General features: G+C 74.2%; 14 protein-coding genes. 6 read left to right on the forward strand and 8 right to left on the reverse strand.

Annotated features, from left to right (window positions below):
- Positions 1–150 precede the first annotated feature (150 nt).
- On the reverse strand, positions 151–1404 hold the full coding sequence (locus ACZ3TI_RS38745) for a GNAT family N-acetyltransferase (RefSeq protein WP_465734933.1): 1254 nt from the start codon (positions 1402–1404) through the stop codon (positions 151–153).
- A gap of 100 nt (positions 1405–1504) precedes the next feature.
- The gene (locus tag ACZ3TI_RS38750) at positions 1505–2755 is read right to left on the reverse strand and encodes an ATP-grasp domain-containing protein (protein WP_465734935.1); all 1251 of its coding nucleotides are present in this window, start codon (positions 2753–2755) and stop codon (positions 1505–1507) included.
- A gap of 37 nt (positions 2756–2792) precedes the next feature.
- Between ACZ3TI_RS38750 and ACZ3TI_RS38755 the strand changes: the two genes are divergently transcribed.
- Positions 2793–3491, forward strand: a complete 699-nt coding sequence (locus tag ACZ3TI_RS38755) for a thioesterase II family protein (RefSeq protein ID WP_465734937.1) — start codon at positions 2793–2795, stop codon at positions 3489–3491.
- Positions 3492–3551: 60 nt separating this feature from the next.
- Here the strand turns inward: ACZ3TI_RS38755 and ACZ3TI_RS38760 are convergent, their stop codons facing one another.
- Genes ACZ3TI_RS38760 through ACZ3TI_RS38770 form a run of 3 tightly spaced genes read right to left on the reverse strand, consistent with a single transcriptional unit; the run spans position 3552 to position 6612 of the window.
- Entirely contained in the window at positions 3552–4073 is a 522-nt protein-coding gene (locus tag ACZ3TI_RS38760) for a flavin reductase family protein (protein WP_465734939.1), read from the reverse strand.
- Positions 4070–5224 carry a MupA/Atu3671 family FMN-dependent luciferase-like monooxygenase gene (locus ACZ3TI_RS38765; protein ID WP_465734941.1) on the reverse strand — a complete coding sequence of 385 codons (1155 nt, stop codon included), beginning with the start codon at positions 5222–5224 and terminating at the stop codon, positions 4070–4072. The genes ACZ3TI_RS38760 and ACZ3TI_RS38765 overlap by 4 nt, the downstream gene beginning before the upstream one ends.
- A gap of 23 nt (positions 5225–5247) precedes the next feature.
- Positions 5248–6612: a KamA family radical SAM protein gene (locus ACZ3TI_RS38770; RefSeq protein WP_465734943.1), complete on the reverse strand. Its 1365-nt coding sequence runs from the start codon at positions 6610–6612 to the stop codon at positions 5248–5250.
- A gap of 262 nt (positions 6613–6874) precedes the next feature.
- Between ACZ3TI_RS38770 and ACZ3TI_RS38775 the strand changes: the two genes are divergently transcribed.
- Genes ACZ3TI_RS38775 through ACZ3TI_RS38790 form a run of 4 tightly spaced genes read left to right on the forward strand, consistent with a single transcriptional unit; the run spans position 6875 to position 11521 of the window.
- The gene (locus ACZ3TI_RS38775) at positions 6875–7423 is read left to right on the forward strand and encodes a phosphopantetheine-binding protein (RefSeq protein ID WP_465734945.1); all 549 of its coding nucleotides are present in this window, start codon (positions 6875–6877) and stop codon (positions 7421–7423) included.
- Positions 7416–8993 (forward strand): AMP-binding protein, encoded by a 1578-nt coding sequence (locus ACZ3TI_RS38780; protein WP_465734947.1) that lies wholly within the window; start codon positions 7416–7418, stop codon positions 8991–8993. Before ACZ3TI_RS38775 ends, ACZ3TI_RS38780 begins: the two co-directional genes overlap by 8 nt.
- Complete coding sequence (locus ACZ3TI_RS38785; RefSeq protein WP_465734949.1) at positions 8986–10266, forward strand: MFS transporter; 1281 nt, start codon at positions 8986–8988, stop codon at positions 10264–10266. The genes ACZ3TI_RS38780 and ACZ3TI_RS38785 overlap by 8 nt, the downstream gene beginning before the upstream one ends.
- Entirely contained in the window at positions 10259–11521 is a 1263-nt protein-coding gene (locus ACZ3TI_RS38790) for an ATP-grasp domain-containing protein (RefSeq protein ID WP_465734951.1), read from the forward strand. Before ACZ3TI_RS38785 ends, ACZ3TI_RS38790 begins: the two co-directional genes overlap by 8 nt.
- Before the next feature lie 81 nt (positions 11522–11602).
- Here ACZ3TI_RS38790 and ACZ3TI_RS38795 read toward each other — a convergent pair whose 3' ends face one another.
- Complete coding sequence (locus ACZ3TI_RS38795) at positions 11603–12844, reverse strand: aspartate aminotransferase type Ic (protein WP_465734953.1); 1242 nt, start codon at positions 12842–12844, stop codon at positions 11603–11605.
- 133 nt (positions 12845–12977) lie between these two features.
- Between ACZ3TI_RS38795 and ACZ3TI_RS38800 the strand changes: the two genes are divergently transcribed.
- Positions 12978–13964 (forward strand): LuxR C-terminal-related transcriptional regulator, encoded by a 987-nt coding sequence (locus tag ACZ3TI_RS38800; RefSeq protein ID WP_465734955.1) that lies wholly within the window; start codon positions 12978–12980, stop codon positions 13962–13964.
- 82 nt (positions 13965–14046) lie between these two features.
- Here the strand turns inward: ACZ3TI_RS38800 and ACZ3TI_RS38805 are convergent, their stop codons facing one another.
- Both ACZ3TI_RS38805 and ACZ3TI_RS38810 read right to left on the reverse strand, forming a co-directional pair.
- Entirely contained in the window at positions 14047–15972 is a 1926-nt protein-coding gene (locus tag ACZ3TI_RS38805) for an ABC transporter substrate-binding protein (RefSeq protein ID WP_465734957.1), read from the reverse strand.
- A gap of 399 nt (positions 15973–16371) precedes the next feature.
- A complete protein-coding gene (locus ACZ3TI_RS38810) occupies positions 16372–19338 on the reverse strand; it encodes an AfsR/SARP family transcriptional regulator (RefSeq protein ID WP_465734959.1) in 2967 nt (988 codons plus the stop codon).
- Between the last annotated feature and the right edge of the window lie 12 nt (positions 19339–19350).

The following is a 19350-nucleotide window of genomic DNA, read 5'->3' on the forward strand; positions in this document are numbered from 1 at the left end:
CCCACACACCCCCCCCCCCCCCCCCCCCCCCCCCACCCCCCCCCCCCCCCCCCCCCCGCCCGGGGCCCCCCCCCCCCCCCCCCCCCCCCCCCCGCTTCTCTGTCGTGCGTCGTGCAGTTCGTGCAGGAAGTCAGCGGCTCGGCAACGGTGTCAGGAGGCGTCGAGGCCCAGTGCGGCGACCCGGGCCCGGGCGCTGCGGTCCTGGATGGCCAGCAGCTCGGCGCAGGGGCCGTCGGCCGTCTCCGGCAGGGTGAAGTAGGCGCGGCGCGGCAGCAGTTCGCAACCCCTGGCGTGCTTGGCCTCGGTCGTGCCCAGCCCGTAGTGGATGCGGCGGATGCCGTTGCGGGCGGCCCACTCCAGGGTGTCGTAGTAGACCAGGTTGAAGTAGCAGTAGGTGCCTTCCACGGCCTCGTAGTCGAAGCCGGCCGAGCGGGTGTAGAGCACGTCGCCGGCCCGGAAGGCGAGCAGGTAGCCCACCACCCGGCCGTCCCGGACGCTGCTGAGGACGGTGAGGCGCTCCCCGAGGGTGTCGCGCAGCGCGGCGAACTCGCGGCGGGCCCAGCTCTCCCCGGCGGCGTGGCCGTACTTGGCCCGCAGGGCGATGCGCAGCGCGAGGTGCTGCTCGCCGAGCGCGTCGGGGCCCTCGGCGGCCGTGGTGTGCAGGCCGGCGGCCCGGTACGCCTGCATCTCCTTGCGGAGCTTGCTGCGCCGGGCGCTGGGGAAGCGCGCCAGGTAGCCGTCGAGTCCGTCCTCGGGCACGTCGAGGACCGCCTCCGCGCCGAACAGCGCCCGGACGGCACCGGTCGCGGCGGCGTGGTCGCGGCCGGCAGCGTCCTCGGCCGGGTCCAGGTAGAGCAGGGAGTGTCCGGCGCAGCCGAGTTCGGCGGCAGCGGCGCGGGCCAGCCGGTCCAGCGCGGGTACCAGGGGCGCGGTGTCCGCCGGGCTCTCGGCGTCGAAGGGCCGCAGGCCCAGCGAGGAGCCGAAGACGCCGACGGTCAGCCAGGGGTAGAGCGTGCCGCGGACCTCGGCGACCCGCGGTGCGAGCTGTTCGGCGCGGGCGCTGTCCTGCTCGGTGGCGGCCGGCGGGTGGCCGATCGCGGAGAAGTCGCCGATGATCCGGGGGCCGTTGTAGAAGAGCAGCTGTTCGGGGCCCCGGATCAGCAGGGCGGGGGCGACGGCGAGCGGCCGGCCGGTGTCGGCCCGGTTGACCAGCAGGTAGAGGATCTCGTGGTCGTCGTCGGCCTCGACGAACCGCCACCAGTCGGCGCAGGCCCAGACCGGTTCGCCGGGCAGGTCGGTCAGCCCGGCCCGGCGCAGCTCGGCGACCGAGCCGAGGACGGTGCCGGTCAGGCCGTCGCCGAGCGGGCAGGACCAGCCGGTCAGGCCGTCGACGGGTGCGTGCATGGTGTTCTCCCAACAGAACGGCGACGGTGGCCCCGTGGGTCGCGGGGCCACCGTCGGAAGGGGGTTGCCGAGGGGGTGTACGGGGGAGGCCGGGGCCTGCTCAGGCGGCGGTGATCCGGGGGCGGGACAGGTCGACCGCGCGGGCGGCGACGTCCCGGGCGTCCTGGTAGTCCACCGAGCGGGTGATGGCGTAGCCGAGCACGGCGCTGAGCGTCTCGCCCGGGGGCAGCACGATCTTGCCGCCGAGCTCGCGCTCGTAGACGAAGTGCTCCAGGCCGAACAGCTCCAGCACGTCGTACAGGCCGTCGAAGCCGTGGAACTGGCCCTCGACCGGGCTGAGCACGCCGCGGCTGGCCGCGAACAGCTCGGAGCGCTTCTCCATGTCCGGGGCCTGGCCGGTGGCGACCCGGACCAGGTTGGCCGGGAACGGGATGCCGGTGCTGAGCGGGATCAGGTGGGACGTGATGTAGCCGCCGCCGGGGCGGGCGGCGATCTCCAGCAGCTTGGCGCTGCCGTCGGGCAGCACCCGGCACTCCATGTGGAAGGAGCACCAGTCGAGGCCGATGGCCTTGGTGACGCTCTCCGCCAGGCGGCGCACGCTCTCCTGCGCCTGCTGGCTCAGCGCGGTCGGGTGGACCTGCTCGTACTCAACGTAGAACGGCTCGGTGACCCACTTGTCGGTGATGCCGGCGATCATCGTGCGGCCGTCGTGGACGAAGCCCTCCACGCTGTGCTCGCTGCCGCCGAGGCGCTCCTCGTAGACGAACTGGCCCTCGTAGTCGCCGAAGACCGGGGAGAGCTCGCGGGTGGCCAGCAGGGTCGCCTGGCGGAAGGTGGCGGCGAGGTCGGTCTCGGCGTCGATCTGGAAGATCGACCGGCTGCCGGAGCCGCCGGCCGGCTTGAGCACCGCGGGGGTGCCGATCTCGGCGGCCGCGGCCTCCAGGTCCGCCAGGTCGTCGACCTTGCGGAAGCGCGGGATCAGCTCGGGGTGGTCCAGCAGGGCCGAGCGCATCGAGTGCTTGTTGCGGGCCTTGTGCGCTGCCTCCAGCGGCACGCCCGGCCAGCCGCAGCGCTGGGCCAGCGCGGCGGCCAGCTCGACACCGGTGTCGGTCCAGGTGACCACGCCGGAGGCCTTCGTCCGCTGGGCCAGCGCCAGGCCGGCCTTGAGCGCGGCCGGGCGGTCGAAGATGTCGACCTGCTCGAAGTCGCTGATCGCCTCACGGCAGAAGGCGGGCGGGGTGGGGCCGAGCAGCGCGACCTTGTACCCGGCGGCGTGGGCGCCGAGGACGGCCGCGTTGACCTCCAGCGGGGTGCGCCGGGTACCGATGAATATGATGGTCGGCTTCGACATGGTGTCTCCTTGGAGCGAGATTCGTAGGGGTTCGTTGATGACTGGAACGGCCGTGGTCTGCCTGCCGCCCTCGGGGGCCGGGCGGTCCTTCTACCGTGGCTGGCCCCGCCGGATCGACGGGACTCCGGTCCGTCCGATGTCGCTGGCGGGCCACGAGGAGCGGATGCGCGACGCGCTGCCCGGGTCGGTGGGGGAGGCCGCCGCGGACATCGCGGACCGAGTGCTCGCGCTGGACGCGGCCCGGGTGGTGCTGTTCGGCCACAGCCTGGGTGCGGCGGTCGCCTACGAGACGGCGGCGCTGCTGGCCGACCGGGCCGGCGCGCCGCGGCTGGCCGTGGTGCTGTCGGCCCGTCAGGCCCCGGGCGGGGCGAGCCCGGTCCTGGCGGCGCTCGACGGTGACGACCGTTCGCTGCTGGACACGGTGTCCGCCTGGGGCGGGATGCCGCCGGGCGGTGCGGACGGTGAGCTGGCGGCGCTGCTGGCCCCCGTACTGCGGGCGGACCTGGCGATGAGCGCCGGGTACACCGAGCCGGGCGGCCCGCTGCGGGTGCCGGTCACCGTCGTCGGGTACCGGGAGGACACCGTGGTGCCGCTCGCCGAGGTCGGGCGCTGGTCCGCGCTGTGCGAGGGCCCGTTCCGCAACGAGACGCTGGCCGGCGGGCACTTCGCGGCGAAGGACGCGCCCGAGGAGCTGATCGGCCTGGTGCGCGAGGCGCTGGAGCGGACGGCGGACTGACCGCCGGCCGGAGGTGCCCCTCCCGGCGGCCCGTTCCGTCGCCTCCGCCGCCCGCGCGGGTCACGCCGCCGGGACGCCGGTGAGGCGGCGGCCCAGGTGGACCAGCGGGTCGCGGTCCGGGCCCGGCTCGGCTTCGAGCACTTCGAGGACGGCCAACTCGTGGTCGCCGGACTCCACCCAGGCCACCGGACGCGCGGTGATCGCGGCGCAGCCCCCGGCGAGGACCAGCCCGCCGGCCGCGGTGCGGGTCACCGCCCGGCCGCGCAGCAGTTCCTCGCCGTCCGGCCGGCCCGGGTCGGCGAACCAGCGGGCCGCCTCGGCCTGATCGGCCGCGAGGACCGTGATGCCGACCGGGCCGCCGCCCTTCAGCGCCCGCAGCAGCCGGGAGGAGCGCTGGAGGGAGACGGTGGCCAGCGGCGGTTCGAGCGAGGCGCAGACCAGGGTGCTGACGGTCGCGCCGACCGTGCCGCCCGGCGTGTCGCAGAGCAGCACCGCCACCCCGGCGGGCAGTCGGGCGAAGGCGGAGCGCAGCTGTGCGGGACCGACCGCGGCGGGCGGCGGGGCGAGGGTCGCGGTGCTCACCCGGCCACCTCCACGAGCGCCCGGTCGGTGACCGTGTCGGGGGCTTCGGTGCCCGCGTCGTGGGTGCCGGTGCCCGCGTGGCGGGTCTCGGCGAGCAGCTCCAGGCCGTCCAGGACCTGCTCCACCGGCAGGCCGAAGTCGACCAGGCAGGCGATCTCGTCCACGCCGGCCGCGGCGACCTGCTCCAGCATCCGCAGGCACTTCTCGGGCGTGCCGATCAGGCTGGCCTCGCGGTGGAAGCGACGGGCCCGCTCCTCCAGCAGTTCGTCGATCACCGCCTCCGGCAGGGCCGGGATGCTGACCTCGCGTCCGCCGCTGACCGCGCCGCCGCCGGCCGAGGCGCGCAGCTCCAGCTCGAGGGCGGTGCGCAGGTAGCCGCGCAGCGGGGTCCTGGCGGCCTTCCAGCCGTTGTCGGCGTCCCGGGTGGCGTAGGTGTGCAGCATCAGGGTGACCGTGCCGGGGCCCTGGTGGCCGGCCTCGGCACGGGCCGCGCGGTAGCGGTCGATCCGTTCGCGCAGGGTGTCGAGGTCCTGGCCGAGCAGGTGGGTGAGCAGGTTGGTGCCGAGGCGGCCGGCCGCCTCGAAGGTCGCCGGGTTCCCGGAGGCGGTGAGCCAGAGCGGGAGTTCGGGGGAGAGCGGGGTGGGCTGGACGGCGACCTGGACGGTCCTGCCGGAGCCGTTGCGGCGCTCGACCGGCCGGCCGGCCCACAGTTCGCGCAGTTCGGTCACCGCGTCCTGGACGCGCCGGGCGCGGTCGGCGTAGCGGTCGGGGGCGAGCACGAAGTCGTTGGCGTTCCACCCGGAGCCGAGCGAGATGCCGATCCGGCCGCCGCCGCTGAGGTTGTCCACCACCGACCAGTCCTCGGCGATGCGCAGGGTGTCGTGCAGCGGGGCGACCACGCTGCCCGCGCGGATCTGGCACCTGGAGGTGCCGGCCGCGAGGGCGGCGCCCAGGACGGCGGGGCTGGGGAACAGCCCGCCGAAGGCGTCGAAGTGGCGCTCGGGCGTCCACACGGCGGTGTAGCCGAGGCGGTCGGCGGCGGCGGCCGCGCCGCGGACCAGCGCGTACCGGTCCTCGGACCGGTCGGCCTCGGTCGCGCCGAAGAACATCACGCCGAGTGCGGGCAGCGGGCCCGACGGCAGGGAGGGCAACTCGGTTCTCCTCGATGGGGTGGTCATCGCACGGCCAGCAGCAGGTCGCTGTCGGCCTGCCCGGTTCCGGCCTGCCCGGCTTCGGCCTGCCCGGCTTCGGCCTGCGCGGCGTCGGTCTGCCCGGCTTCGGCCTGCGCGGCGTCGGTGTGCGCCTCGGACGGCGACCCGGCGTTCTCCTCCCACGGGAAGCAGGGGGCGAAGGCCGGCTCCAGCTGGTTGATCCAGGAGGCGGTCGGGGACCAGTGGGCGAAGAACGGGCGCCCGACCAGGGCGGGGTCGCGGGCCTGCAGCATCCGGAGGACGAACACCCGCTGCCCGGCGATGGTCGTCTCGCCGTCGACCGCGATCTTGCCGGGGGTCGCCGACATCACCGGTCCGCGGGCCGAGCGGGCCAGGCCGGAGACGGTGCGCTGGGCGTCCTGGACGGTCTGCAGGGCGGTGGCCAGCGGCACCTCGAAGTAGCGGCGGGCACCGGTGTCGCGCTCGACGAAGGCGTAGTACGGGTGGATGCCCAGGTTGACCATCTCGGCCCACATCTCGGCCCAGGTCTCCGCCCGGTCGTTGACGTGGCGGATGATCGGGGCCTGGGCGCGCAGCACCGCACCGGCGTCGAGCAGCCGGCGCACCGCCGCCCGGGCCTCGTCGGTGGCGAGCTCGCGCGGGTGGGAGACGTGCAGCATGACGGCGACCTGCCGACCGGAGTCGACGATCTCGCCGATCAGCCGCATCAGGTCGTCGGCGTCGGCGTCGGTGGTGAACCGGTACGGCCAGTACGCCAGCGCCTTGGTGCCGAAGCGGATGGTGCGGATGTGCTCCATGCCCTCGGCCAGCAGGGGGGTGACCCAGCGCCGCAGCACCGCCGTCGACATGATCATCGGGTCGCCGCCGGTGAACAGCACGTCCGTCACCTCGTGGTGGCGGCGCAGGTAGGCGGTGGAGGGGTCGAGTTCGGCGCTCAGCCGCAGCTCCGGCATGCCGACGAACTGGGCCCAGCGGAAGCAGTAGCCGCAGTAGGCGTGGCAGGTCTGCCCCTGCGAGGGGAAGAGCAGCGCGGTCTCGCGGTACTTGTGCTGGAGGCCTTCGACCACCTCGCCGTCCTCGACCGGCACGTTGTGCGCCAGCTGGCCGGAGGGGTGCGGGTTGAGCTCCAGCCGGATGCGCCGGGCGGCCGCCGTGACGGTGGCCCGGTCGGCACCGCTCAGCAGCAGGTCCGACATCTCGGCGAAGGCGGCCGGCGGCAGCATGTCCCGGTGCGGGAAGGTCAGCCGGTAGATCGGGTCGTCCGGGGCGGCCGTCCAGTCGATCAGCCGGTCCACCACGTAGTTGTTCACCTTGAACGGCAGGACGGCGGCGACGGTCTGGATTTCATGACGGATTTCCGGGTCCATTGCGCGAACCTGTGGAATGTCCGTGAGGCGCGCCCCGGAAATGCTTCTCAACTTCACTGCTGGAATTCTCCCACGGCTCAACGGAGTGGACTCGTGAACGATCGTGCCACAGCTTCGACGGCTCGGAGCGGCAGGAAGCTGTCAGGGCAACTTGCTGCTGACAAGGCCTGCTCCCGGCCCGCTCGGAGGGCGGTAGCTTCATGGCGAACGGTATTTCACGACCGTAGCAAATAACATTTCGCCGGAATCTGGAGTTTCTGCTGTGGATGCGTTGAAGGTAGCCGAGATCTGGGGTGACCTGGTCGGCCGAAACACCGTGGACATCGACGACGACTTCTTCTTCGACCTCAACGGGAACTCCCTGATGGCGGCCGCCGCCGTCGCCCGGACGAGCGAACTCTCCGGAGTTCCGCTGGAACTGCGCGACCTCTACCTGGCGACCACCCCGCGCGAGCTCGCCGAGCACCTCGCGGCGATCGGCGCGCGGCTCGCCGAACTCGAGGCCGCCGCGCCCGCCATCGGGGTGCTGCCCGCTGTCGCGGCCGCCCTGGCCGAACTCAGCGCGGCCGCCGCCGAGCGGCTGCTGCCGCCGGACGCGGTGGTCCGTACGGTCGGCCCCGAGGGGGAGGAGGCCGCCGGAAGCCGCCGGACCGCCCTGCTGCGCGAGCACCGGGGCGCGGGCCTCTGCGCGGTGGAGAGCGCGGACGCCGAGGAGGCGGTGCTGCGGCGCGGCGACGGCCCCGTCTTCCGGCTGCGGCTGGCCGACGCGGTCCTGGAGATCGGCACCCCGGAGGTGGCCCGGAATGGCTGAGCCGACCGAGAGCCTGGCCGGGCTGGTCGAGGCCGCCCTCCTCACCGCCGACCCCGCCCACCTCGCCGTGACCGAACCGGCCGGCAGCTGGACGTACGGCGAACTCGACCGTGCCAGCGCCGAGTTGGCAGCCGCCCTGGCGGCAGCCCCGGGCGGGGCCCCGGCCGCCGACGGCGCGGGGCCCGCCCCGGTGGCGGTCCTGCTGCCCCGGGGCGCGGCGGCGGTCGCGGCGATGCTGGCCTGCATCCGCGCCGGACGGCCGTTCCTGCCGCTGCCGCCGGACACCTCCTCGGCCGCGCTGCCCGAACTGCTGGGCGTCCGCGACCTGGTCACTGCCGGCCCGCCGCCCGCCTGGTGGACCGGCCCGGCGTCCCGGGTGCACCGGGTACGGCGCGAGGGCCCCCCGGCCGTCCGTCCGGTCTCCCGCCCGGCCGCCCGGGCCGTCGCGGATGGCCAGGCCGTCGCGGGCGGCGGGACCGGGTACTTCCTCGCCACCTCCGGCACCACCGGTGCGCCCAAGGTGGTGCGGGGCTCGGCCGCCGGACTGGCACACTACCTGCGCTGGCAGCGCGAGGAGTTGGCGCTCGGGCCGGGTGACGTGCTGTCCAACTCCGCCGACCCCTGGTTCGACTTCTCCTTCAAGGAGACGCTCGCCGCCGTGGTGTCGGGCGCGACCGTGGCCGTCCTCACGGACCGCGAACTGCTCGGCGGGGCCCACCTGTTGAACTGGGCCGCCGAGCACCGGCCGACCATGGTGTGCCTGCTGCCCTCCCGGCTGGCCGCGCTGCTCGGCGCGGCCGAGCAGGCCTCGGCGGAGCTGCTGGACGCGGCATGGGGCCGGCTGCGCCTGCTGCTGGTCTCCGGCGAGGTGTTCCCCACGTCGCTGCTGGCACGGTGGCGGGCGGTCTGCCCGCACGCCACCGTGCTCAACCTGTACGGCCCGACCGAGTCGACCGTCATCAAGCTGCGGCACACCGTGCCGCCCGGCGCGGCGGTCGACACGCCGACGGTGCCGGTGGGGACGCCGATCCCCGGCACCGAGGCCCTGCTGGACGCCGGAGAACCGGCCGAACTCACCCTGGTATCCGATCACTTGGCGCTCGGCTACGCCTTCGGCGGGCAGGGTTCCGCCACCCGCTTCGGCACCCGCCCGGACGGCCGGCCGCTGCTGCACACCGGCGACCTGGCCCGCCGGACCCCGGACGGCGCGATCGAGATCGTCGGGCGCGGCGACCACGTGGTGAAGCGCCACGGCGTCAAGGTCTCGCTGCCGGACCTGGAGGCACAGGCCCGTACCTGCCCCTCGATCGGCTCGGCGGTCGCGCTGCTGCTGCCCGGGGACCGCGAGCGGATCGTGCTCTGCTGCACCCCGTACGGCGCCGCGGCCGACGGTCCGGCGCTGCGCCGCCGACTGCGCGAGCACCTGCTCGGCCGGGTGCCGGCGGCCGCCATGCCGGACGCCGTACGGGTCATGCCCGAACTGCCGCTCGACCCGCGCGGCAAGGTCGACCGCCGCGCGCTGGCCGCGCTCTTCGCGCCCCGGCCCGAGCCGGTGGGCGCTCATGGCTGAGCCGGTGACGGGCAGCGCGGGCGTGCGCCGCCGGCTGGCCTTCGGCGCGGCGGTGGACTCCTTCGGCACCGGTCTGCTGCTGTCGACCTCGGCGGTGTACTTCGTCGCGGTCATCGGCTTCGAGGTGCGCGACGTCGGCCTGGTGATGTCGGTGGCCGGGGTGGCGGGCCTGCTCGGGCCGGTCCCGGTGGGCCGGCTGGCGGACCGGCTGGGCCTGCGCCGGGTGTACTGCGGCGCGCTGCTGCTGCGCGGGGCCGGCTACCTCGGCTACGCGTTCGTCACCGACTTCCGGGTGTTCGTGGTGGCCACCTGCCTGCTGCGGATGCTCGACCAGTCCACGCCGCCCCTGCAGCAGTCGCTGGTCGGCGCGCTGGCCGAGGGCGGCGAGCGGGTGCGGACCATGGCGCTGGTGCGCAGCGTCCGCAACACCGCGCTGAGCGCCGGGTTCCTGGTCGCGGGGCTGGCGCTGGCGGCGCACACCAGGCCCGCCATGATGGCGATGCTGATCGGCAACGGGCTGAGCTTCTTCGTCCTGGCCGCCGTGATCGCCTCGCTGCCGGTGCCGGCCCCGGTATCCGCCGCACCGGGTGAGTCCGCCCCGGAAGGCTCGGACGGTACGGCCCGGTCCGAGGCGGACGCGGCCGCGGAGCGCTCCCGCCCACCGCTGCGCCACCCCCGCTTCGTGCTGCTGACGGTCAGCAACGGCCTGCTGCTGCTGCACGATTCGGTGCTGTTCGTGCTGTTGCCGGTCTGGATCGTGACCAGGACCTCGCTGCCCGCCGCGACCGTGGCGGGGCTGCTCGCCGTCAACACGGTGCTGACGGTGCTGCTGCAACTGCTGTTCAGCCGGACCGAGCGGCTCACCCACCGGCCGGGCGCGGTGCTGCTCGCCGCGGCGGGCTTCCTGGTGGCCGCCTGCGCGGTGTTCCCGGCGGCCGCGCACCTGTCCGGCGGCTGGGCGGTGGCGGGCTGCGCCGGGGCGGTGGCGCTGCTCACCGTCGGCGAGAACCTGCACGCCGTGGCCGGCTGGCAGCTGTCCTTCGACCTCGCGCCGGCCGACCGGCGCACCGAGTACATGGCCGTCTTCAACCTCGGCCTCGGGCTGCAGAACGTCGTCGGTCCGGCCCTGATGACCTCGCTCGTGCTGGGCGCGGGCCCGGGGGGCTGGCTGCTGCTCGCAACCCTGTTCGCGGGCTCCGCCCTGGCCTGCCGCGCGGCGGGCACGGTGCGGGCCCCGCTACCGGTCTCCCAAGGAGGGATCTGTCATGGCTGAACACGTCCTGGTGCTCGGCGGCGGGATGGACATGCCCGCCATGCTGCGCGAGCAGGGCCGCGAGGTCCGCACCACGGTGGCCTGCCAGCTCGCGGTGCTGCCGAAGATCCGGCGGTCGGCGGAGCACAGCCGGGTGCTCGGGCTGCGGGCCGACGCCCCGGCGGCCGAGTGGTCCGCGGTGGTCCGGGCCGTCCACGGGCTGGACCCGTTCACCAGGGTCGCCGCCTTCGCGGAGCGCGACCAGGACCGGGCGGCGGCGCTGGCCGAGGAGCTGGGCCTGCCGATGCACAGCCCGGGCACCGTCCACCTGGTGCATCACAAGCCCAGCATGCGCGCCCGGCTGGCCGAGGCGGGCGTGGACGACACCCCGTTCGCGGTGGCGGCGGACGCGGCCGAGCTGCGCGCGTTCCTCGCCCGCCACGGCGGGCCGTGCATCGTGAAGCCTGCGGTCGGCGCGGGCAGCATCGGGGTGCGCCGGCTGGACGACGAGGCGGACCTCGACGTCGCCTTCGCCCGGGCCGACCTGGAGAACGAGTGGGCGCGCGGCGGCGTGCTGGTCGAACGGCTGCACACCGGACCGCAGTTCAGCGTGGAGGCGTTCTCCGAGGACGGCGAGCACCAGGTGGTGTGCGTCACCCGGAAGTACTCCGAGCCGGAGACCTTCGTCGAGCTCGGCCACGTCGCGCCGGCCCCGCTGCCGGAGGCGGACCGCGAGGCGATCGCCCGGCACGTCGCGGCCGTCCTGGACGCCCTGGACATCCGCTTCGGCCCGACCCACACCGAGGTGGTGCTGACCGCCGAGGGCCCGCGCACCATCGAGACCCACATCCGCCTCGGCGGCGACGAGATCCCCGCCCTGGTGCGCACGGCGCTCGGCGTGGACCTGGAGCGGCACACCGTCCGCCAGGTGCTCGGCCTGCCGGTGCTCGCCGAACTGCGGGCCGAGCTCGCCGCGGCGGCGGCGGCCGGGCCCCGGCACGAGGCGGTGTGGTTCGCCCGGCCGACCGCCCTCGGCGTCCTGGACGCCGTGGACGGCCTAGGGCAGGCACGCGCCGGGGAGGGCGTGTCGGAGGTCCGGCCGCTGGCCGAACCGGGGGCCGAGCTGGCTCCGCTGGACTCCTCCGGAGCCCGGCTCGCCCTCGCCCGGGCCCACGGCCCGGACGCCAGGACCGCCGTGGCCCGGGCCCGCGCGGCCGTGGCGGCGCTCAGGTTCCGGGTGACCCTGGAGCCGGGCGAGGACCGGCCGCTGGTCTGACCGCGTCCGGCCCGCCGTGTGGCTGCCCCGGGTCCGGCCCGCCCGCGTTGCTGCGGCGGGCCGGACCCGGGGCCGTGCGGGTCAGCCCTGCTGCTCCGCCGCCGCGAGGACCTCGCGGACGCAGACCGCGAGTGCCCGCAGTGCGGTCTCCAGGTCGGCCGGCTCGGGGAAGCTGGGGGCGATCCGGATGGTCCGGTCGGCCGGGTCGTCGCCGTACGGGTGGGTGGCGCCGGCCGGGGTCAGCGCGACACCGGCCGCTGCGGCCAGCCGGACCACCTCGCGGGCGCAGCCCTCGGGGACCTCCAGCGACACGAAGTAGCCGCCCTTGGGCTGCGACCAGCGGACCGCCGGAACGTCGCCGAACTCCTCCCGCAGGATGCGCTCGACCAGCTCGAACTTGGGCTGCAGCAGCTCGCGGTGGCGGCGCATGTGGGCGCGCACCCCGTCCGCGTCGCGCAGGAGGGCGACGTGCCGCAGCTGGTTGATCTTGTCGGGGCCGATGGTCCGCTTGCCGGTGTGGCCGAGGAACCAGGCCACGTTGGCGGGGGAGGACCCGAAGAAGGCCACGCCGCTGCCGGCCGTGGTGACCTTCGAGGTGGAGGCGAAGACGAACGCCCGGTCCGGGTGGCCGCCCTCGGCGCAGGCCGCCAGCACGTCGGCGAGCTCCACCTCCTCGTCGGTCAGGTGGTGGACCGCGTAGGCGTTGTCCCAGAAGATCCGGAAGTCCGGCGCGGCGGTCGGCATCTCGGCCAGCCGGCGCACGGTCTCGGCGCTGTAGCAGGCACCGTCCGGGTTGCTGTACTTCGGAACGCACCAGATGCCCTTGATCCGGGCGTCGCCGGCCACCAGCTCCTCGACCACGTCCAGGTCCGGGCCCTCGGGCGTCATCGGGACCGGGATCATCCGGATGCCGAAGCGCTCGCACAGCGCGAAGTGCCGGTCGTACCCGGGGACCGGGCAGAGGAAGGCGATCTCCGGCTCCTCCACCCAGCGGCGCTCCGAGCCGGGCACCCCGCTCAGCATCGCGTGGACCAGGCTGTCGTGCATCAGGGCCAGACTGGAGTTGTCCAGCGCCACCAGCTGCGCGACGGGCACCTGGAGCAGCCCGGCGAAGATCTCCCGGAGCTCGGGCAGGCCCTGCAGGCCGCCGTAGTTGCGGCAGTCGGTGCCGTCGGCCGCGGTGTGCCCGACGGGCTGCGACAGCAGTTCCTGCGACAGGTCGAGCTGGCGGGGCGAGGGCTTGCCCCGCGTCAGGTCCAGGGACAGCCCCCGTTCCAGCAGCTCCTGGTACTCCCCGACGGATCGCGACTGCACGGGTGTCACGGACTTCCTCCCTTGGACCGGGCCTAGTCCGGACAGCCTAGCGAGGCCCCTAAGCTGCGCTTTTACCGGCCGCGACTACGATCGTGGCCATGCCATCGGTAGGATGGCGTTCGAACGTCGCCCGGGGGGGAACATGCTGACGAGTCTTGGGCTGGACACCTTCTCCGAGCAGGTGTACAGACAGATGCTGGCCTATCCGGAGCTCGGCCTCTCGGAGCTCGCGGAGCGGCTGGGCAGCTCCGTCGAGGAGGTCCAGGAGGCCTGGGACCGGCTCGCCGACCTGTCCCTGCTGCGGCCGACCCGCAGCGGGTCGCGCGGCCTGCACGTGGTGAGCCCCGAAGTGGGCCTGGAGATGCTGCTCGCCCGCGAGCAGGCCGAGCTGCTGGAGCGCCAGCAGCAGATCGAGCGCAGCCGGGTGGCCGCCGCCGCGCTGATCGCCGACCACGCCGACCTGCGCCGGGAGTCCCCGGTCGCGTACGTGGAGCAGCTGCCGGGCGTCGAGGCGGTTCGCGACCGGCTGCGCAAGCTCACCAACGAGGTCGAGCACGAGCTGCTGGCCTTCGCCCCGGGCGGCGCGCAGAGCCCGGAGAACCTGGCCGCCGCCCGCCCGCTCGACGAGGAGCTGCTGGCCCGCGGGGTGCGCATCCGCACCCTGTACGTGGACAGCATCCGCAAGGACCGCGCCACCGCCGAGTACGCGAGCTGGCTGGCCTCGGCCGGTGGCCAGACCCGTACGGTGCCGAGCCTGCCGCTGCGGATGCTGATCGTGGACCGGAAGATCGCCGTCGTCCCAGTCAACCCGGAGCGCTCCGACCAGGGCGCGGTGGTGCTGCACGGGCCGGGGACGGTCACCGGGATGTACGCGCTCTTCGACCAGTTCTGGGCGCGCGGCGTCCCGCTGGACAAGGAGCCGGGGGTCGACGCCTTCGACGAGCTCAGCGGCCAGGAGCGGGAGGTGCTGGCGCTGCTCGCCGACGGCATGACCGACGAGGTGCTCTGCCGCCGGCTGGGCGTCTCGGTCCGCACCGCGCGGCGGATCATCGCCAAGCTGATGGACCAACTGGGCGCGCGCAGCCGCTTCCAGGCCGGCGCGGAGGCCGTGCGGCGCGACTGGATCTGAACGGGCCGGGGGCCCGGCCCCCGCGGGCTGTCCCGCCCGGGCGGGCCGGGCGGGACAGGGGGTCGTTCGCGGTACCGCTCTCTCACCTCGTGTAGTACCAGAACTCCGGCTGATAGCCCTCGAAGGGGTCCTGGACCGGCATGTGGAGGCCGTCGGCCACCTCGTAGACGGCGACGATGTCGTCGGTGTAGATCACCGGCTGGTGGTCGTTGACGTAGTCCTCGTAGGCGTACATGTCCTGGATGTCGTTGCTGGTGATCGTCCTGGCGATCAGCTGGTCCAGGTGCGGGTCCGAGTAGCCCCAGACGTTCGCCGCGGCGCCGGTGGCGAAGAGGGAGTCGCCGGTCGGGTAGAGCTGGGGCGAGTAGACCCAGCCGCCGTAGAGGGCGGCGTCCCAGGCGCAGCCGTCGGGGTTGGCCGGGGTGCACAGCGACGCCTCGGTCTGGAGGCGGTCGACGGGCACCTCGGCGAGGTTCACCGAGATCCCCGACTGCGCGAGGTTCGCCCGGTAGGAGGCCATGATCCCGGGCAGGTCGGCGTTGCCGGCCTGGTAGTCCAGGTCGAACTCCGCCTTGTCGCCGGCGGCGACGTCGGCACCGCACTGGCCCGGGCCCGTCCCCGGGTTCCGGCAGACGGCAGGGGTGGTGCTCAGGTCCCAGCCGTTGGCGGTCATCAGGCTGCGGGCCTCGGCGAGGTCGAACTTGATCCGGTGCTGCTGGGCGTCGGGCGACAGCGGGTTCCCCGCGGGGATCGACGGCACGGCGCCGGTCGTCGGGTGGCCCCAGCCCTTGCGGGCGCCGTCGATGACGCCCTGCTGGTCGTAGGAGTCCTGCAGCGCCTTGGTGAAGTAGGACTGCCGGAACAGCTTGCCGTGTCGACTGCTGCGGAAGTTGAGCTGGTAGTAGCTGATCGAGTCCAGGTAGGTCAGCGGCGCGATGTGGTAGCCCTGCGCGGCGAGCGGGTTGCCGGCCTGGAGGTCGTTCGGGTCGTACCGCGCCGCGTGCGCCTTGGGCAGGATGCCGATCTGCAGGGCGTTCGGGCCGGACGCGCCGGCCTTCAGGTCGGCGTACTGGGCCTCGGCGTTCTTGTACGGGACGAAGTCGACCTCGTCCAGGTACGGCTTGTGGACGCCGGAGTAGGCCCTGTTGCGGACGATGGAGTAGTAACCCGTCGCCGCGTCATAGGACTTGAGCTTCCAGGGGCCGTCCGAGACCTGCCAGAGCGGGTTGGTCGCGAAGGTCTTCTTGTCGACCGAGGCCGCGCTCAGGTAGCGGAAGACCGGATCGCAGTCGGCCTTCAGGGTGGGGGAGTCGACCGCGTCGGCCGCGCATCTGCCGCGGGCGCCGTCCGGGCCGGTCACGTCCCAGGCGCGGGGCATCGGCGTGATCGTGGTCAGGACGTTCTGCAGCACCCAGGTCCGGTTGTAGGCCTGGTCGAAGGTGATCGAGATCCCGTGCTCCGCGACGGACGTGGAGGCCACGTTGTCCGGGAAGTAGTTGGTGGTGGTCCCCGCGATGGTCATCGGCGGCGTGTAGTAGCCGAAGTGCTCCTTCTCGGCCTTGGACATGTTGATCCAGAACTGGATGTCGCGGCCGGTGAGCCGTTCGCCGTTGCTCCACTTCCAGTTCTTCAGAGCGATGGTGACGGTCCGTCCGTCCGCGCTCCAGACGGGCGCCCGGGCCGGCGAGAGGTCGTCGTCGATGGCGATCCGGTCGTCCCGTCCGGCGAAGTACAGCGGCCGGAAGAAGAACTGCTGGAACTCCCCGATGTTGATCGAGGTGACCTGGTTGACGTCCATGAACGGCCAGATCACGTTGGGGCTGTCGTTCGGCCGCTGCGCGATGCGGACCGTCCCGCCGTGCTTGGGGTGCGGCTTGCCGACCGAGGCGGCGCCGGTGTCGTCGGCGGGGTTCGCGGCGGCGGCCGTCGTAGCCGCTCCGACGGTCGCGAGGGCGACGGCCACGACACCCGCCTTCGCCAGGAAGCTGCGGACTGTGCGGATGTGCATGAGGACCTTCCGTTCGAAGCGGGACGCCGGGGTGGTCGCGGGCGCCGCCGGATCAGCTGGGCCCGATGTCGGCGCCCGAGCCGGAGCCTCCCGTGTAGGCGCAGGACCCGTGCGGTGCCGCGGGGGAAGCCGTGCGTGCCACCGCTGCGTCGACGTCCCCGAACAGGACGGCGATCTTCTTGACCATGCCCCTCGATGCCCTCTCGTGAATGAAGCTGTTTCCTGTGCCTGGCATAGCCTCGAACATGACAATCCCGGGCAGTTCCCGTTTCGATACCGCTGGGTGGGAATCGACGCCGGCCCGTGCCGGGGCAGGGCCCGCGCGGACGGCAGCCGCCCGGACCGCCGCCGTACGGAGCAGCCGTCCGGACCGCCGCCGGCACCGGCCGGGACGGGGCGTCAGACCGGGATGCGCCCCGGGCTGGGCCGGTCCGCGCCGTCGAGCACGGCGGCCGCCGCCTCCATGCCCTCCAGGGCGCGCGCCGCCTCGATCCGGTAGCCGATCGCGCTCGCGTGCCGGTAGGCGTAGCGGTGCGCCTTCAGCGCCCCCTCGAAGTCCCGTACGGCGAACCGCGCCCGGCCCACGATGTTCGCGACCGCCGCCTGGCGCACCGGGGTCCGGCTCGCCTCGGCCAGCCGCAGGGCGTTCTCGCCCGGCTCGACGGCCGCCTCCGGATCCCCGCTCAGGGCCGAGACCTCGGCGCAGACCGCCAGCAGCAGGGCGACGTTGCCGGGGAGCCTCGACTCGTCCGACAGCGGCCTGGCCTGGTCCACGCAGGCCCGGGCCTGCGGCAGTTCGCCGCAGCGCAGATGGGCGACGGCCTTGTCGGTCAGGGCCGCGATCTCGATCTCGACCGCGTGCAGCCGGCGGCTGAGGTCCACCGCCGCCTGGGCCGATTCGACGGACCGGCGGAAGTCGCCGCAGTTCTCGTGGAGCATGCTCAGCACGGTCAGCGACTCGGCGGTCTCCCGGTGCAGGCCGGCCTCGGTGCCCAGCGCGATGCTCCGCTCCAGGTGCGGCAGGGCGGCGTCGTACGCGCCCACGGTCGTCAGCAGCATCCCCAGGGTGCCGCGGCAACGCGCCTCGGCGTGGGCGTCGTTGATGGCGATGGACGCGGCGAGCCCCTCCTCGGCGGCCGCGACCCCCTCCGGCAGCCGGCCGACCTTCCAGCACACCGCGGCCAGGTTCGACAGGCTCAGCAGCAGCAGCGAGGAGTCGCCGAGGCGCCGGGCGCAGGCGACGGCGATCTTGGCGACCTCGTAGTAGTCCTCGAAGTAGCCGCGGAGGTTCAGGTGGTAGGCCAGGTTGCGGGCGAGGTACGCGGCGTGCAGGTCCAGCCGCTCCTGCTCGGCCCGCCGGACCACGGCGATCAGGCTGGAGTGCTCGCGGTCGAGCCACTCCAGGGCTGCGTCGTGGTCCGGGAAGCGCGGCAGATACGGCGACTCCGGGTGGAAGGTGGTGTCCAGCCGGCGCCAGTACGGGAACACCCGGGCGCAGGCGTCGTCGGTGGTCTGGCAGTAGTGGTCGAGCAGCCGCCGCAGGGCGATGCCGGCCTCGCCGTCCGCGTCGCGCAGCCGCAGCGCGAACGCCCGGACCAGGTCGTGGAACCCGTACCGGCCGTCGTTGCGCAGCTGCAGGAACCGCACGTCCAGCAGTGACTCCAGCGCCGAGTCGGCGGCGGACAGGTCGCGGCCGAGCAGGGCCGCCGCCGAGTGGACGTCCAGCGCGCCGCCCGGGTGCTGGGCGGTGAGCCGGAACGCGGTGCGCACCGGCGGTTCCATGGCGTCGTAGGAGGACCGGAGGGTCGCCTCGACACTGCGGTCGGTGCTGCTGAGTTCGTCCAGGCGCCGGGTCTGGTCGGCGAGTCTGCGCACCATCCGGTCCAGCGTCCAGCCCGGGCGGTTCAGCAGCCGGGCGGAGGCGATCCGCAGCGCCAGCGGGAGATGGCCGCAGAACTCGGCGAGGTCCCGGGCTCCGCGCAGGTCGGCGGCGACGAGCTCGGCGCCGAGGGTCCGGGCCAGGAACGCGGAGCTCTCGTGCGGGGAGAGCTCCCGCAGCGAGACCCACCGGGCGCCGTCGAGGTCCACCAGCCGGGCGCGGCTGGTGACGATCGCGATGCTGCCCGCGGTCGCCGGGAGCAGGGGGCGGATCTGGCCGACCTCCCGCACGTTGTCGAGGACGAGCAGGTAGCGGCGGTCGGTCAGGCAGCTGCGCCACATGCCCGTCCGGCCCGCGAGGTCGTCGGGTATCTCGTCCGGGCGCTTGCCGAGGGCGCGCAGCAGGATGTCGAGCGCGGTGTTCGCGTTGACGGGCTCCTCGCCCGGGCTGTGGCTCTGCAGGTCCAGGAAGATCTGGCCGTCCGGGAAGGACGCGGCGATGGTGTGGGCCGCCCGGATCGCGAACGAGGTCTTGCCGCAGCCGCCGATGCCGTCGACGGCGACGATCCGCCCGCCCGCCGTCCCGGCCCCGGCGGCGGCCGCCACGACCGCCGCCAGCTCCGCCGTCCGCCCGACGAAGTCCGGCAGGTCGCTCGGCAGCAGGCGGGGGACGGTGCCGGGCTGCTGCTGCGGGGGCTCGGCCGGCTCGGGTGCGGGGCGCGCCGCGGGGGCGGCGGCCAGGAGGTCCGGGCTGTCCTTGAGGATCGCCTCGTGCAGGCCGATCAGCTCGGGGCCCGGGTCGACGCCGAGGTCCTCGCGCAGCAGCCGACGTACGGACCGGAACACGTCGAGCGCGTCGGCCCGGCGCCCGGACCGGTACAGGGCGAGCATCAGGTGGCCGTACAGCCGCTCCCGCAGCGGGTTGGCGGCGACGAGGTCGCGCAGCTCGCCGATGAGCTCCGGGCCCTCCCCGGATTCCAGCCGCAGCGCCAGCAGCTGTTCGAGGGCGGCCATCCGGCGCTCCTCCAGGGCCGCCGACGCCGCCGATAGCACCGCGCTGCCGTGGTCGTCGAGGGCCGCCCCGCGCCACAGGTCCAGGGCCGTGCGGAGTTCCTCCGCCGCCCGGTCGTTCCGGCCGTCGCCGAGCAGGGCCTGCGCCCGCTGGACGGCCGCGGCGAACCGCGTCGCGTCCAGGTCGTCCTCGGGCACGGCGATGCGGTACCCGGTGCCGACGGTCTCGATGAGCAGCTTGCCGCCGGGGAGTCGGGTGCGCAGGTTGGAGACCGCCTTGCGGACCTGGTGGGTGGCCGTCTCCGGCGCGGCCTCGCCCCAGATCCCCTCGACGATCCGGGACACGGACAGGACCTGCCCCGGTGCCAGCAGCAGCAGGGTCAGGACCTTCTCGTTCACCCTGCCGCCGAGCGGTATCCGTCGGTCCCCCGCCCACACCTCCAAGGGCCCCAACAGCAGGAACCGAGGATTGCCCACAATGCTCCCTCC

It is taken from the genome of Kitasatospora sp. NPDC023120 (assembly GCF_055560835.1).